The organism is Paenibacillus sp. FSL M8-0334 (assembly GCF_038000405.1).
Lineage (GTDB): Bacteria > Bacillota > Bacilli > Paenibacillales > Paenibacillaceae > Paenibacillus_AQ > Paenibacillus_AQ campinasensis.
In genome coordinates, this window is sequence record NZ_JBBOCH010000001.1 from 2,181,913 (window position 1) to 2,196,704 (window position 14,792).

A 14,792-nucleotide genomic window follows, 5' to 3' on the forward strand; every position below is an offset into this window, starting at 1 on the left:
ATTAAAGGATATTCGATATATTAACATACAAAGCTTACATCCGTCAATGGCACGGCATCACGGCCTACAAACGTTCATTACCCCCTGTAATCTTGAACTACAACGAACAAAGCCACACTAGTAATATTATCATTTTCGGCACCTTTTTTGCTTCTTTGCAGAAAATCCGAACCTACGCCAAAAAGCTGCTCGCACCAGCGAACAGCTTGCATAATAACAGGCAGGCCTCATCATGATGAGACCTGCCCTGTGTTGATTATTGGAGCAAATGAGTTACAGATCCACCGACTTCTTGCCATCTCCGGCCACGGTGTCTTTCCGATCCGCCCGAGTCCGAGGCGCCGGCTTGAGGGAGCGCGGCACGCTGCCGAGCAGCACCCAAACCCCCGGCACCCATCTCATCAGCAATTGGACAACGACCCCGCTGACAAGCAGCGCCGTAATAAATCCGCCGTAAATCCAGATCAGATAATCATCGGTAACCGGATTTAGTTTAGGGTCATATTCCCGGTAGAGGAACAGCCACAGCGGATGCACCAGATAGATCGCAAACGACAGCTCCCCGATGCGCGTCAGCAGCGCAACGATCCGCTTCCAGCCGCTGTTATAGAGCCAGCTGGCCAACTGCATCAGCACGATCGCCGAGAAGACGGTGTGCATATTCCAGAGCAGCTCATACAGCAAGGAGTCGTATCTCGCGCTATACAATCGGTTGTTGTACCATATCTGAACATGCGCCAGCGCCAGCGCCAGCCAGCCCAGCCATATGAAGACAGTTACCGTCCTCTGCCTTGCGCTCTGCTGCTTCCAGGTTGAACTGAACCATCCCTTGAACTTATCATAATGCATGGCCACATATGCGCCGAGCATGTAATAGGCGATATAAGAGATCGACAAACTTCCCTTGTACGTGATCTGGAACTCATACTTGTTCAGTATAATAAAGCCCCATTGCAGCAAGAAGCCAATCGGCACCGCCCACCGGACCAAGAACCGGGACGACTTGAACAACTTAAGGAATATCGGGAACAGTATATAGAACTGTAAGCTGATAAATACAAAGTATAAGTGCGTATAGTTCTGACCGCGAGCCAGCCGTTCGAAAAAGACCGGCATCTGAGCCCATAGATCAAGCGAGCTATTCAGCAAACCGTTCTGGTACAAGCGAACAAAGAAATAAATGATCGAGAACAGCAGATACGGAAGCAGAATATACAATAGCCGCCGTTTGTAGAAGTTCTTGATCAAATCCTTCGTCAGCGGCCTGTCGATATAGTTATAGAACAGAACAAAGCTGCTCAGGAAAATAAATGAAGGCGTGCCATACTTAAAAAAGATATTTAAAAAGTTAATAATGTAGTAGAATCGCGATTCGGTTGCAGCAACCGTAGCAAACGACGTCGCATGAACATGAAGAACGCCTATAATCGCCAGCGCTCGAAAAATGTCCAGGTGCGGCAGTCGTTCCTTCTTTATGGAATTTCCGCTCATACCAATAAAATCTCCTTTTGTATAGAATCAAGGAAGCGGGGCATACCTGCCAAAAAATCTTAAAAGTCCCGCAGGACTGTTCGTCAAGCCTGGGGACCTCTCATTAGCATTTTTCCCTATTACCTTCCTCATTCTACTATAAAACGGACAGCATGGGAACCTATGACCACGAATTGCCTTAGGTGGGCTCATCTCCCGAGCCCTTCGTCAGCACCCGCAGCGGGTTCCCGCCCACAAATGTGCCCGCAGCCACGTCCTTATGCACAACCGATCCGGCAGCCACCACGGCGCCGTCTCCAATCGTCACCCCGGGCAGAATGGTCGAATTCGCTCCAATCATCACGTTCTCTCCAATGATGACGTCACCGAGACGGTACTCCTTAATCAAGTACTCGTGAGCAAGAATGGTCGTGTTATATCCGATGATCGAATTATCGCCTACCGTAATCTTCTCGGGAAAAAAAACATCCACCATCACCATGAGCCCAAACGCCGCATGCTTGCCCACCTTCATGCCAAGGATGTGTCGATATATCCAGTTCTTAACGGATAGCACCGGACAATAGCGGGCGATCTGGATGAAGACAAAGTTTTTGACCCCTTTGAAGGGGCTCACGGTACGGTATATTTGCCACAATGCATTAGGCCCTTCCACCGGATGCCGGGTTACGTTTCTGGCCATGCCGTCAAAACCTCTATTCCTTGTGAAGTCCGATAATGTCGTACAGATCCCTCATATCGTTGATGATATAGTCCGGTCCGTACTCCTGAAGTTTGTCCACGCCCTTAAGTGACCAAGCGACAGCCGCCGCCTTCACGCCTGCTGCTTTGGCAGACTGAATGTCCACCGGGCTGTCCCCGATCATTAAAGTTGTCTCCGGATCACATCCAAGCTGCTCCACAGCGGTCAGCACAGGCTCTGGATGAGGCTTCGGATGCTCCACATCGTTCACAGTGACAACAGCCGACATATACGGCTCCAGTCCGAACTTCTCCAGTGTCATCATCGTAGACGGACGAATCTTCGTCGTCACCACACCGAGGCGAAGCCCGTGCGCATGCAGCCGCTCCACCACTTCATTCACATGCGGAAACGGCCGGACCATCTCATCATGATGCACCGAGTTGAAGGCGCGGTAGGCCTTCACGAAATGGGACACGTCTTCCTCGCCCGAAAAAGCTTGCAGCTGATGCTCCAGCGTCGTGCCCATATGGGGAATAATCTGCTCCCTTGTGAGCGGCCCTGATTCCCGCTGTTCAAACACATGAATAAAAGAAGAGATGATCAGTTCGTTTGTATCAATAATCGTGCCGTCCAAATCAAACAGTACGGTTTCAATCATGCTGATTTACTCCTTTTTGTCCTCCGAATCCAGGCTTTCGCTCACATCCGGAGTATCCTCCCTGCCAGCCTCGGTACGCTGCGCTGGTGGCTGGTTAATGTTAGTTCTCTCTCTCACTTCATTCGGCTCAGCTGCAGCTGTCGTTTGCTGCGGTTTGGATGGTGCAGCCTCTCCCTTGCGCAATTCGGCTTCCGGCGTTGGTGCTGTGCTGGTGTCCGCCTTGGTTGATACAATTGGATCCAGATAGCGCTCATTCGCTCTGCCTGTTACCCTGCGGAAGATAATCAGGGCAATCCCGACGACAACGAACAATATGGATAAGAGCTGCGATATACGGACGTTGCCGTAGGCAGGATCCAGAAAGCCTTGCTCAAAGCCCATCCAGGTCATCGGGCTCCACAGTCCATTGACGAAATCAGCCAGGCCGCTTGCGCCTCTGAATGCCAGACTGTCTGTACGGACAGCTTCAATGAAGAAGCGACCGATGGAATACCAGATGAAATATCCGATAAACAATTCTCCGGCCCGAAGGAACTTTTGTCTGCGGATAATAAAGATCAGAATAATACCAACCACATTCCACAAAGATTCATACAGGAAGGTTGGATGATGGAATACGCCCTGTACATTCATTTGGTTCACAATGAAGTCAGGCAGTCGGAGCGTCTCACGCAGGAAGGATTCCTCTACCGGGCCTCCGTATGCTTCCTGATTGACAAAATTACCCCAGCGGCCAATAATCTGGCCGGCAAGCAGGGATGGGGCGCAAATATCTGCAATGCGCCAGAAGTTATATCCTTTGCGGCGAACGTAGATGACCGCGCAGATGATCGCACCGATCAGCGCGCCAAAGATCGCAATGCCGCCCTCCCATATTTTGAACACATCCAGGAAATTGTCCTGATAGTCTTCCCATTTAAAGGCGACATAATATATCCTCGCTCCGATGATAGCCGAGGGAACGCCGAGCAACAGCAGATCCATAAAGAATTCCTGGGGAATGGAGAATCGCTTTCCCTCCTGGATCGCCAGCAGAAGCCCTGCAAGCGCACCGAGTCCCAGTATAAGCCCATACCAGTGAACAGACAGCGTTCCGATGGAGAACGCCACCGGATTGATCAGCAGTGATGACATTTAGAAATACCTCCTAATCCAAATCATCCATATCTTCGGCGATCGTCGCCGTCAGTTTATTGGTAAACTGTAATGCTGCATTCAGTCCCATTTGCTTCAATCTGTAGTTCATCGCTGCTACCTCAATGATGACCGCAAGGTTTCGTCCTGGCCGTACCGGAATCGTGACCAACGGGATATCCGTATCTATGATGCGTGTTGTTTCCTCGTCCAGACCCAGGCGATCATACTGTTTGTCCTGCTGCCACGCTTCCAGACGGACGACCAGCGTAATTCGCTTGTTGTTCCGCACGGCGCCCGCACCAAACAAGGTCATCACATTAATAATGCCGACCCCGCGAATCTCAAGCAGATGCCGAATCAGCTCAGGCGCGGTCCCGTGAAGCTGAAAATCTGACGTTTGGCGAATTTCGACCGCATCGTCAGCAATCAGCCGATGTCCGCGCTTCACCAGTTCAAGTGCGGTCTCGCTTTTGCCGATACCGCTGGTTCCCGTGATCAGCATACCCACGCCGTACACATCACATAGAACGCCGTGGATCGTCGTCGTTGGTGCCAGTCTCCGCTCCAGAAAGCTCGTAAAGCGGCTTGTTAGAATCGTCGTTGCCATGCTGCTGCGAAGCACAGGCAGTCCTTTTTCGTTGCTGACCTCCACCAGCTCCTGAGGAACTTCAAGCGAACGCGTCACCACGATACATGGCGTCTCGTCCGTGCACAGTCTGCGCATCCGGTCCTTGCGCTCCTCCGGCTTCAACATCCCAAAAAAAGCCAGCTCTGTCCGCCCCAGAAGCTGAACTCTCTCGCGTGGGTGATATTCAAAATACCCTGCCATTTCCAGACCCGGTCGATTCAAATCATCCGTAGTGATCTGCCGTTTCAAACCTTCCTCGCCTGAGATGACCTCAAGCTGGAATTGCTGTACCAGCTCTGACACTTTTACTTTTTTGGCCATGGTCTTACCCCTTTTCTTCTGCTTTTCTGCCGCTGTATTGTAGACGGTGAGCTTCCCGTAGCAGTTAGTATTGGCAGTCTGCCCTGGTTTGCTGCACTTTCGCTTCCGTCGCGTTCCTCGTATGCCTGCGGAACCCGTTGAAGTACTGCATCATTGTACCTGAATTGCACATATAATCATGCTGCCTATGTAAGCTATGTAAGTGAGCTCGTTCTCGGCTGCCTTATTTGGATATCATTAAAATAAGATGCTACACCTCATTTTACCATGTGTTGATGCCGCATCATACTCAAGATTCATAAACCTTGGAATCAGGCCGACCGCATAGCGCAAAGCTCATTACCTTCATCACTCCATACTTGTATCTTCATATAGGCCTGTTTCTGCTTATCTTATAGGAAATAAAGCCCGAATGCAATCGCGCTCGGCTTGGGCAGCCCCTCGGCACAGCAAGGATAATTCCGCATATTACCTTAATAAAATAAGAAAACCGTCCCCCAAAAGGGACGGTTCTTCGAAAGTGGTCGCTAATTAGTCAACCAACAGTACATTCAACTCGGATTCTTTATCAAAGATATGAACTTTGTTCATATCGATCGCCAGCTTCACATTGTCGCCTTCGCGTGTAGTGGAACGTCCGTCCACACGACCGATTACTGTATCCGTGCCCAGTCCGCTGAGGTACAGGAGCATTTCGTGACCCAGGTTCTCGGTTACATCAACTTTGGCGCTGAACACAGAGTTCGGGGAAGCTTCCAGGAATACTGGCTCTTCATGGATATCTTCAGGACGAAGACCCATAATAACTTCTTTACCGATCAAGGATTTATTCTTCAGCAGCTGTGCTTTGCCACCAGGAATTTGTACGTTCAGGCCTTCGGAAGTGAAGAATACGCCTCCGTCCTGCTCGGACAACGTACCGTTAATAAAGTTCATTGTTGGGGATCCGATGAAGCCCGCAACGAACATATTTACAGGGTGGTTATACAGCTCTTCAGGAGAAGCGGCTTGTTGAATAATGCCGTCCTTCATAACAACGATCCGGTCACCCATCGTCATCGCTTCGATCTGGTCATGCGTTACGTAGATACAAGTTGTCTCAAGACGTTTAACCAGCTTCGTGATTTCCGCACGCATCTGACCACGAAGTTTCGCATCCAAGTTGGAGAGTGGTTCGTCCATCAAGAACACTTGAGGATCACGGACGATCGCACGGCCCAAAGCGACACGCTGACGCTGACCGCCGGACAGAGCCTTAGGCTTACGATCCAGCAAATGCTCGATATCGAGGATTTTAGCTGCTTCACGTACACGTTTGTCGATTTCGTCTTTTTTCACTTTGCGGAGTTTCAAACCGAATGCCATGTTTTGATACACGTTCATGTGCGGATACAAGGCGTAGGATTGGAATACCATCGCGATGTCGCGATCTTTCGGTGCTACGTCATTCACGACGCGGTCGCCGATGTACAGCTTTCCATCCGAAATCTCTTCCAGTCCAGCAATCATCCGAAGCGTAGTGGACTTACCGCAACCGGAAGGTCCTACCAATACGAGAAACTCTTTATCTTTAATATCAAGATTAACGTCAACTACGGTTGGTTTGTCGGAACCTGGGTATTTCTTGTAAATATGCTCTAAACGTACACCTGCCATGTGCATTTGCCCCCTCATAGGAATGTTATGAAATCGAATACATTTGATAATTCTATATTACCCTATAGGCTCCTGGCTTGCTATACACAATCTGCACAAAAAACCTATTTCCTTTTCGTCACTTTATACAATAGCAATGTCATTTTTACCAGAACTGCATCACTGAAGCTCCGGACATCAAGCCCGGTCTCCTGTTTAATCTTGTCCAGCCGATACAGCAAGGTGTTTCTGTGGATATAAAGATGCTTAGCCGTCTCGCTCACGTTACAGTCCAGTTCAAAAAACGACTCCAGTGTAGACAACGTCTCACTATCCTCAAACAGCTCCGTATGCAAAGCGGCATATTCCTGCAAAAACCGGTTGCGCTGGGCTTCCGGGATGCTGAATATGAGGCGCTCAAGATGAAGACCTGTGGACAAGTGAATATGCTCCTTAACACGGAAGACGCGCCCGATGGCCATCGTTTCTCTCAGCTTATGAAGCACCGAGGGCAGCCCTTGCCTCGCATCCACGGGCGGAATGGCGGCGATGTGAAAATCTCCAACCCACTCCGTCGAGATTAGCTCGTACAATCCCATGCAGAATAGGGATAGCAGATCCTGGTCTGCCTCCACTGCTGAATCCTCTTTCTCATCCGCTAGGCCGCCGGCAAGCAGATCCTGACTCGCCAGAACCATCCATTCTTTCTGCTGCAGAGGAATGAGCAGGACCTCTCCGTCAAAGTAGCTCTTCAGCAAGCGCTGAAGAGCCTTGTATCCCGTCACCCCAGAGCTCTCACTCTCATTGGTCAGCAAAAAAGGAACCATGTTCTCCTTCAATCTGAGCTGCCGCAGTTCTGCCGGAAGCGCTGCATGAAGCGCTCCTTCCCGGACCTGTTCCATCAACCAATCTCCAAGCTGACGGGCCTGGCGTTCCTCATCCGCCTTTCCGGCACCTTTGCCTTTAAGGGCTTGGCCGTCCTCCTGAAGACTGGATAACCACAACTTCATTAATCCGACCTCAGAGGGGGTCAACACATCCCTTGGCGCCGTAATCACTGGAATGGGCTTCTGCAGATGGAGTGGAATCCATAGTTCATTCTCTTTGTTATTGTCGTAAACGCCGTTAGTCGGAGCAACAGCAGCCTCGTCAAGGTCGGCATCCCTGTTCTGTTTCTCGGATACAGCCTGAAGCACAGCTTCGCTCTCCTGATCATCCAATATTCGATAGCCAAGCGAAACACCCAGCACCTGCTCAAGTGTCTGAACAATAAGATCCTTCTCCACCATTGCTGTTCCCACCACTTTATTGTTTTTTCTTATTTTAGCATAATCATGCGGTACAACAACAACCGGCCGCAAGGACATCCTTCATGATTGCAGTTTTAGCTGGAACGGGAATAACGAAGGGTTCGTGAGGAGCTTAAGTATATTAAGTATAGATTCTGCCTAACTGAATAGTTACGGGCATATAATAAATTTGATACCTCAAGAAGATGAGATGCGAGGCTGTTGATACCAGAAGTGCAACCTTGTTGGGGGAGGTTTAAAAAGGAAAGGGCGAGCATAAGATCACTGAAAATAATAAAAAGCCGCCAACATCGTTGACGACTTTGATGAGCCATGAAGGACTCGAACCTTCGACACCCTGATTAAAAGTCAGGTGCTCTACCAACTGAGCTAATGGCTCTTACTGGTGGAGGCTGATGGATTCGAACCACCGAACTCGTACGAGAACAGATTTACAGTCTGCTGCGTTTGGCCACTTCGCTAAGCCTCCATAAAAGGTGGCTCGGGACGGAATCGAACCGCCGACACGAGGATTTTCAGTCCTCTGCTCTACCGACTGAGCTACCGAGCCTTATGTAATTAACAAAAAAATAAAGTGCGGAGTTTAACACTTCCCACTTTAAGTTGTGGAAATCAATTCAGTTTTATTCCCGTACCATGACCTTGAACTTATCATAGTAATTAAGTGGCGGAACTGACGGGATACTCTCACTTCGTTCGAGACTGCGAAGTTTATGCTATCGACGTCAATGCTCCGACGAACCCTTTTACGGATTCTCATCCCTGAAGCTTAAATTAAATGGCGGAACTGACGGGATTCGAACCCGCGATCTCCTGCGTGACAGGCAGGCATGTTAGGCCTCTACACCACAGTTCCGCGCATGGTGCCGGCGAGAGGACTTGAACCCCCAACCTACTGATTACAAGTCAGTTGCTCTACCAATTGAGCTACACCGGCATAGTATAATAATAGTGAAAATATCATGGTGGAGGCTGAGGGGATCGAACCCCCGACCCTCTGCTTGTAAGGCAGATGCTCTCCCAGCTGAGCTAAGCCTCCAGATATGTATGGTAGCGGCGGAGGGGATCGAACCCCCGACCTCACGGGTATGAACCGTACGCTCTAGCCAGCTGAGCTACGCCGCCATAACAATATGTTTTTCAAATGGCGGAGAGAGAGGGATTCGAACCCTCGCACCGCTTACGCAGTCTAACCCCTTAGCAGAGGGTCCCCTTATAGCCACTTGGGTATCTCTCCATCATAGCTATTGCAGTTACAGAGATTGATTCCCTGAAAACTAGATACGAAACGATTTGCGTTATATTATCCGTAGCATACCCCAATGTAGTATCGGGGTTAGCATATGCTTCCGTAGCGAGCTTTACTTCGTAAAGCTTGTAGGATAAGCCCTCGACCGATTAGTATTGGTCAGCTCCATGCATTGCTGCACTTCCACCTCCAACCTATCTACCTCGTCGTCTTCAAGGGGTCTTACGAATTGGGAAATCTCATCTTGAGGGGGGCTTCACGCTTAGATGCTTTCAGCGCTTATCCCTTCCGTACGTAGCTACCCAGCCGTGCTCCTGGCGGAACAACTGGTGCACCAGCGGTACGTCCATCCCGGTCCTCTCGTACTAAGGACAGCTCCTCTCAAATTTCCTACGCCCACGACAGATAGGGACCGAACTGTCTCACGACGTTCTGAACCCAGCTCGCGTACCGCTTTAATGGGCGAACAGCCCAACCCTTGGGACCTACTTCAGCCCCAGGATGCGATGAGCCGACATCGAGGTGCCAAACCTCCCCGTCGATGTGGACTCTTGGGGGAGATAAGCCTGTTATCCCCAGGGTAGCTTTTATCCGTTGAGCGATGGCCCTTCCATGCGGTACCACCGGATCACTAAGCCCGACTTTCGTCCCTGCTCGACTTGTGGGTCTCGCAGTCAAGCTCCCTTATGCCTTTGCACTCTTCGAATGATTTCCAACCATTCTGAGGGAACCTTGGGGCGCCTCCGTTACTCTTTAGGAGGCGACCGCCCCAGTCAAACTGCCCACCTGACACGGTCCCTGTACCCGATAAGGGCACCAGGTTAGAACCTAGATACGATCAGGGTGGTATCCCAACGGCGCCTCCACCCAAGCTGGCGCTCAGGTTTCCTAGGCTCCCACCTATCCTGTACAGATCGTACCCAAATTCAATATCAAGCTGCAGTAAAGCTCCATGGGGTCTTTCCGTCTTGTCGCGGGTAACCTGCATCTTCACAGGTATTAAAATTTCACCGGATCTCTCGTTGAGACAGCGCCCAAGTCGTTACGCCATTCGTGCGGGTCAGAATTTACCTGACAAGGAATTTCGCTACCTTAGGACCGTTATAGTTACGGCCGCCGTTTACTGGGGCTTCGGTTCACAGCTTCGGATTGCTCCTAACCGCTCCCCTTAACCTTCCAGCACCGGGCAGGCGTCAGCCCGTATACTTCGCCTTACGGCTTCGCACAGACCTGTGTTTTTGCTAAACAGTCGCTTGGGCCTTTTCACTGCGGCCCCCTCGGGCTATTCACCCTACCGAGGCACCCCTTCTCCCGAAGTTACGGGGTCATTTTGCCGAGTTCCTTAACGAGAGTTCTTCCGCGCGCCTTAGAATTCTCTTCTCGCCTACCTGTGTCGGTTTGCGGTACGGGCACCTTCACCTGACTAGAGGCTTTTCTTGGCAGTGTGAGATCATGACCTTCGCTACTGTAATTTTCACTCCCCATCACAGCCCAGCCTTACGATGTGCGGATTTGCCTACACATCAGCCTCACTGCTTGGACGGACATCCATCAGTCCGCGTCACTACCCTCCTGCGTCCCCCCATCGTTCATAACGGTTTATGGTGGTACAGGAATTTCAACCTGTTGTCCTTCGACTACGCCTTTCGGCCTCGCCTTAGGTCCCGACTTACCCTGAGCGGACGAGCCTTCCTCAGGAAACCTTGGGCTTTCGGCGGATCAGATTCTCACTGATCTTTTCGTTACTCATACCGGCATTCTCACTTGTATACGCTCCAGCGCTCCTTACGGTACACCTTCAATGCTGTATACAACGCTCCCCTACCCCTGATGCAAGCATCAAGCCATAGCTTCGGTGGTGTGTTTAGCCCCGTTACATTTTCGGCGCAGAGTCACTCGACCAGTGAGCTATTACGCACTCTTTAAATGGTGGCTGCTTCTAAGCCAACATCCTGGTTGTCTGTGCAACTCCACATCCTTTCCCACTTAACACACACTTGGGGACCTTAGCTGATGGTCTGGGCTGTTTCCCTTTTGACAATGGATCTTAGCACTCACTGTCTGACTCCCGGACATAAGTCGATGGCATTCGGAGTTTGACTGAGCTTGGTAACCCTTGCGGGCCCCGCACCCAATCAGTGCTCTACCTCCATGACTCTTTATTCCGAGGCTAGCCCTAAAGCTATTTCGGGGAGAACCAGCTATCTCCGAGTTCGATTGGAATTTCTCCGCTACCCCCACCTCATCCCCGCACTTTTCAACGTACGTGGGTTCGGGCCTCCAGTGCGTGTTACCGCACCTTCACCCTGGACAGGGGTAGATCACACGGTTTCGGGTCTACGCCCACATACTAACTCGCCCTATTCAGACTCGCTTTCGCTGCGGCTACGGCTTCTCGCCTTAACCTTGCATGGGAACGTAACTCGCCGGTTCATTCTACAAAAGGCACGCCATCACCCATTGAACGGGCTCTGACTTCTTGTAAGCACACGGTTTCAGGTTCTATTTCACTCCCCTCCCGGGGTGCTTTTCACCTTTCCCTCACGGTACTGCTTCACTATCGGTCGCTAGGGAGTATTTAGCCTTACCAGATGGTCCTGGCAGATTCATACGGGGTTTCACGTGCCCCGCACTACTCGGGATCCGTCTCGGAGGGTTCACATTTTCGACTACAGGGCTTTTACCTTCTATGGCCGGCCTTTCCAGACCTGTTCAACTAATCTAAACCTTTGTAACTCCATGTGAGACGTCCCACAACCCCGAAGAGCAAGCTCTTCGGTTTAGGCTGTTCCGCGTTCGCTCGCCGCTACTGACGGAATCACTCTTGTTTTCTCTTCCTCCAGGTACTTAGATGTTTCAGTTCCCTGGGTATGCCTCTTCACAGCCTATGTATTCAGCTGTGAGTGACTGGTTATTACACCAGCCGGGTTTCCCCATTCGGACATCCCCGGATCAAAGCTTGCTTACAGCTCCCCGAGGCCATTTCGTCGTTCGCCACGTCCTTCATCGGCTCCTAGCGCCTAGGCATCCTCCGTGTGCTCTTAGTAGCTTAACCATTTGCTCCGGTTTTGCGCTCCTCGCTCTGTTGTCCGTTTGTTTCCCTGATTGGATAAAACCGCTCAGTAGTGGAAACAAACTTCCAAAGGATCGATGATCTCAAAACCTTCGCGTGCTACTTTTATTGAAACTTGTTGTGACACAAGTTCAGCTAAAAGGATATTTCTAAAACGCAAATTCGTTTCGTTATCTAGTTTTCAAGGATCAACCCCGGTCTTCAACCGGAAGATTATCATATCATGCCATACATTTCAGTGCAACCTGCAATTTATGGAAGTGATATGAGTATGATGGTGGAGCCAAGGGGGATCGAACCCCTGACCTCCTGCGTGCAAGGCAGGCGCTCTCCCAGCTGAGCTATAGCCCCAAAAAGGAACCTCATCACTAAATATGAAGTTGAATGGTGGGCCCTAGTGGACTCGAACCACCGACCTCACCCTTATCAGGGGTGCGCTCTAACCAGCTGAGCTAAGGGCCCATATCATACGCTTGGCGACGTCCTACTCTCCCGGGACCCTTCGGTCCAAGTACCATCGGCGCTGGAAGGCTTAACGGTCGTGTTCGGTATGGGTACGCGTGGAACCCTTCCGCCATCATCACCAAACGTATATATGTATGAAAGGATTGACCTCTCAAAACTGACCAACGAGTGAGTAACAGGCCTAAACCTGATTCGGTTCCTTTGCTTTCGCAAAGGGATCGGCGACTTTACAGTCAGCCTATTTGAATGCTCTCGTTGCAGAGAGCGATTCTCCATAGAAAGGAGGTGATCCAGCCGCACCTTCCGATACGGCTACCTTGTTACGACTTCACCCCAATCATCTACCCCACCTTCGGCGGCTGGCTCCTTGCGGTTACCCCACCGACTTCGGGTGTTGTAAACTCTCGTGGTGTGACGGGCGGTGTGTACAAGACCCGGGAACGTATTCACCGCGGCATGCTGATCCGCGATTACTAGCAATTCCGACTTCATGCAGGCGAGTTGCAGCCTGCAATCCGAACTGAGACTGGCTTTTTAGGATTGGCTCCACCTCGCGGCTTCGCTTCCCGTTGTACCAGCCATTGTAGTACGTGTGTAGCCCAGGTCATAAGGGGCATGATGATTTGACGTCATCCCCACCTTCCTCCGGTTTGTCACCGGCAGTCACCTTAGAGTGCCCACCATTACGTGCTGGCAACTAAGATCAAGGGTTGCGCTCGTTGCGGGACTTAACCCAACATCTCACGACACGAGCTGACGACAACCATGCACCACCTGTCTCCTCTGTCCCGAAGGAAACCTCTATCTCTAGAGGGGTCAAAGGGATGTCAAGACCTGGTAAGGTTCTTCGCGTTGCTTCGAATTAAACCACATACTCCACTGCTTGTGCGGGTCCCCGTCAATTCCTTTGAGTTTCAGTCTTGCGACCGTACTCCCCAGGCGGAATGCTTAATGTGTTAACTTCGGCACCAAGGGTATCGAAACCCCTAACACCTAGCATTCATCGTTTACGGCGTGGACTACCAGGGTATCTAATCCTGTTTGCTCCCCACGCTTTCGCGCCTCAGCGTCAGTTACAGCCCAGAGAGTCGCCTTCGCCACTGGTGTTCCTCCACATATCTACGCATTTCACCGCTACACGTGGAATTCCACTCTCCTCTTCTGCACTCAAGTTCCCCAGTTTCCAGTGCGTCCCGAAGTTAAGCTCCGGGTTTAAACACCAGACTTAAAGAACCGCCTGCGCGCGCTTTACGCCCAATAATTCCGGACAACGCTTGCCCCCTACGTATTACCGCGGCTGCTGGCACGTAGTTAGCCGGGGCTTTCTTCTCAGGTACCGTCACCCAAAGAGCAGTTACTCTCTCTGGCGTTCTTCCCTGGCAACAGAGCTTTACGATCCGAAAACCTTCATCACTCACGCGGCGTTGCTCCGTCAGACTTTCGTCCATTGCGGAAGATTCCCTACTGCTGCCTCCCGTAGGAGTCTGGGCCGTGTCTCAGTCCCAGTGTGGCCGTTCACCCTCTCAGGTCGGCTACGCATCGTCGCCTTGGTAGGCCATTACCCCACCAACTAGCTAATGCGCCGCAGGCCCATCCTCAAGTGACAGATTGCTCCGCCTTTCCATATCCGGCCATGCAGCCAAATATCCTATCTGGTATTAGCTACCGTTTCCGGTAGTTATCCCAGTCTTGAGGGCAGGTTGCCTACGTGTTACTCACCCGTCCGCCGCTAAATCTCAGGAGTGCAAGCACTCCATCGATTCCGCTCGACTTGCATGTATTAGGCACGCCGCCAGCGTTCGTCCTGAGCCAGGATCAAACTCTCCAATAAAGATTGAACACTTCTGGATTGCTCCAAGAAATCATCCAACCAATGAGTTTGTAGCTCATTTCAAAACTGACGAGAATTTGTTCAATTCTCTTATATCTGCTTCATTTATTGTACGGCTTGTACAACATCATGTTGCAGTGGATTTTTAACAAAATCCATACTCACTCGTTGTTCAGTTTTCAAAGATCAATGCTTTGTTTTCGTTCGCCGTAACTCACAGCGGCGACTTTAATAATATATCACACTATCTCGTTCCCGGTCAAGAAGTTTTTTTGATTAATTTTTCATCCATTATCTTCTAAACCGCTG

The 14,792-nt window shown here is 50.7% G+C and carries 7 protein-coding genes, 10 tRNA genes and 3 rRNA genes; all 20 read right to left on the bottom strand.

Features of this window, described 5'->3' with window-relative positions; translation table 11 throughout:
- Positions 1–273: 273 nt before the first annotated feature.
- On the bottom strand, positions 274–1,491 hold the full coding sequence (locus MKX64_RS09470; RefSeq protein ID WP_095267817.1) for an acyltransferase: 1,218 nt from the start codon (positions 1,489–1,491) through the stop codon (positions 274–276).
- Positions 1,492–1,669: 178 nt separating this feature from the next.
- Positions 1,670–2,173, bottom strand: coding sequence for an acyltransferase (locus MKX64_RS09475; protein WP_095267816.1), 504 nt, complete (start codon positions 2,171–2,173; stop codon positions 1,670–1,672).
- A 13-nt stretch (positions 2,174–2,186) separates the two neighbouring features.
- A complete protein-coding gene (gene ppaX / locus MKX64_RS09480; RefSeq protein ID WP_095267815.1) occupies positions 2,187–2,834 on the bottom strand; it encodes a pyrophosphatase PpaX in 648 nt (215 codons plus the stop codon).
- 6 nt (positions 2,835–2,840) lie between these two features.
- Positions 2,841–3,968 carry a prolipoprotein diacylglyceryl transferase gene (lgt, locus tag MKX64_RS09485; protein ID WP_095267814.1) on the bottom strand — a complete coding sequence of 376 codons (1,128 nt, stop codon included), beginning with the start codon at positions 3,966–3,968 and terminating at the stop codon, positions 2,841–2,843.
- Positions 3,969–3,981: 13 nt separating this feature from the next.
- On the bottom strand, positions 3,982–4,920 hold the full coding sequence (hprK, locus tag MKX64_RS09490; RefSeq protein WP_095267813.1) for an HPr(Ser) kinase/phosphatase: 939 nt from the start codon (positions 4,918–4,920) through the stop codon (positions 3,982–3,984).
- Positions 4,921–5,451: 531 nt separating this feature from the next.
- The gene (locus MKX64_RS09495; RefSeq protein ID WP_095267812.1) at positions 5,452–6,576 is read right to left on the bottom strand and encodes an ABC transporter ATP-binding protein; all 1,125 of its coding nucleotides are present in this window, start codon (positions 6,574–6,576) and stop codon (positions 5,452–5,454) included.
- A 104-nt stretch (positions 6,577–6,680) separates the two neighbouring features.
- Positions 6,681–7,844, bottom strand: coding sequence for a PucR family transcriptional regulator (locus tag MKX64_RS09500; RefSeq protein WP_095267811.1), 1,164 nt, complete (start codon positions 7,842–7,844; stop codon positions 6,681–6,683).
- A 327-nt stretch (positions 7,845–8,171) separates the two neighbouring features.
- Positions 8,172–8,244: transfer RNA gene (locus tag MKX64_RS09505), tRNA-Lys, on the bottom strand.
- A gap of 4 nt (positions 8,245–8,248) precedes the next feature.
- Positions 8,249–8,334 (bottom strand) — tRNA-Tyr (locus tag MKX64_RS09510).
- 8 nt (positions 8,335–8,342) lie between these two features.
- A tRNA-Phe gene (locus MKX64_RS09515) sits at positions 8,343–8,415 on the bottom strand.
- Positions 8,416–8,644: 229 nt separating this feature from the next.
- A tRNA-Asp gene (locus MKX64_RS09520) sits at positions 8,645–8,721 on the bottom strand.
- 5 nt (positions 8,722–8,726) lie between these two features.
- A tRNA-Thr gene (locus tag MKX64_RS09525) sits at positions 8,727–8,802 on the bottom strand.
- 26 nt (positions 8,803–8,828) lie between these two features.
- Positions 8,829–8,904, bottom strand: a tRNA-Val gene (locus MKX64_RS09530).
- A gap of 9 nt (positions 8,905–8,913) precedes the next feature.
- A tRNA-Met gene (locus tag MKX64_RS09535) sits at positions 8,914–8,990 on the bottom strand.
- A 20-nt stretch (positions 8,991–9,010) separates the two neighbouring features.
- Positions 9,011–9,102 (bottom strand) — tRNA-Ser (locus MKX64_RS09540).
- Between the two features lie 141 nt (positions 9,103–9,243).
- Positions 9,244–12,169 (bottom strand): 23S ribosomal RNA (locus MKX64_RS09545).
- A 293-nt stretch (positions 12,170–12,462) separates the two neighbouring features.
- Positions 12,463–12,538, bottom strand: a tRNA-Ala gene (locus tag MKX64_RS09550).
- 34 nt (positions 12,539–12,572) lie between these two features.
- Positions 12,573–12,649, bottom strand: a tRNA-Ile gene (locus MKX64_RS09555).
- Positions 12,650–12,658: 9 nt separating this feature from the next.
- Positions 12,659–12,775 (bottom strand): 5S ribosomal RNA (rrf, locus tag MKX64_RS09560).
- A 155-nt stretch (positions 12,776–12,930) separates the two neighbouring features.
- A 16S ribosomal RNA gene (locus MKX64_RS09565) occupies positions 12,931–14,483 on the bottom strand.
- Together the 16S, 23S and 5S rRNA genes with 10 tRNA genes alongside form the textbook arrangement of a ribosomal RNA operon.
- Positions 14,484–14,792: the final 309 nt, after the last annotated feature.

Bases quoted from the DNA above. Each gene is read 5' to 3' on its own strand.
- MKX64_RS09495 (WP_095267812.1), bottom strand. From the start codon at position 6,576: ATGGCAGGTGTACGTTTAGAGCATATTTACAAGAAATACCCAGGTTCC.
- ppaX (WP_095267815.1), bottom strand. From the start codon at position 2,834: ATGATTGAAACCGTACTGTTTGATTTGGACGGCACGATTATTGATACA.
- hprK (WP_095267813.1), bottom strand. From the start codon at position 4,920: ATGGCCAAAAAAGTAAAAGTGTCAGAGCTGGTACAGCAATTCCAGCTT.
- MKX64_RS09500 (WP_095267811.1), bottom strand. From the start codon at position 7,844: ATGGTGGAGAAGGATCTTATTGTTCAGACACTTGAGCAGGTGCTGGGT.
- lgt (WP_095267814.1), bottom strand. From the start codon at position 3,968: ATGTCATCACTGCTGATCAATCCGGTGGCGTTCTCCATCGGAACGCTG.
- MKX64_RS09470 (WP_095267817.1), bottom strand. From the start codon at position 1,491: ATGAGCGGAAATTCCATAAAGAAGGAACGACTGCCGCACCTGGACATT.
- MKX64_RS09475 (WP_095267816.1), bottom strand. From the start codon at position 2,173: ATGGCCAGAAACGTAACCCGGCATCCGGTGGAAGGGCCTAATGCATTG.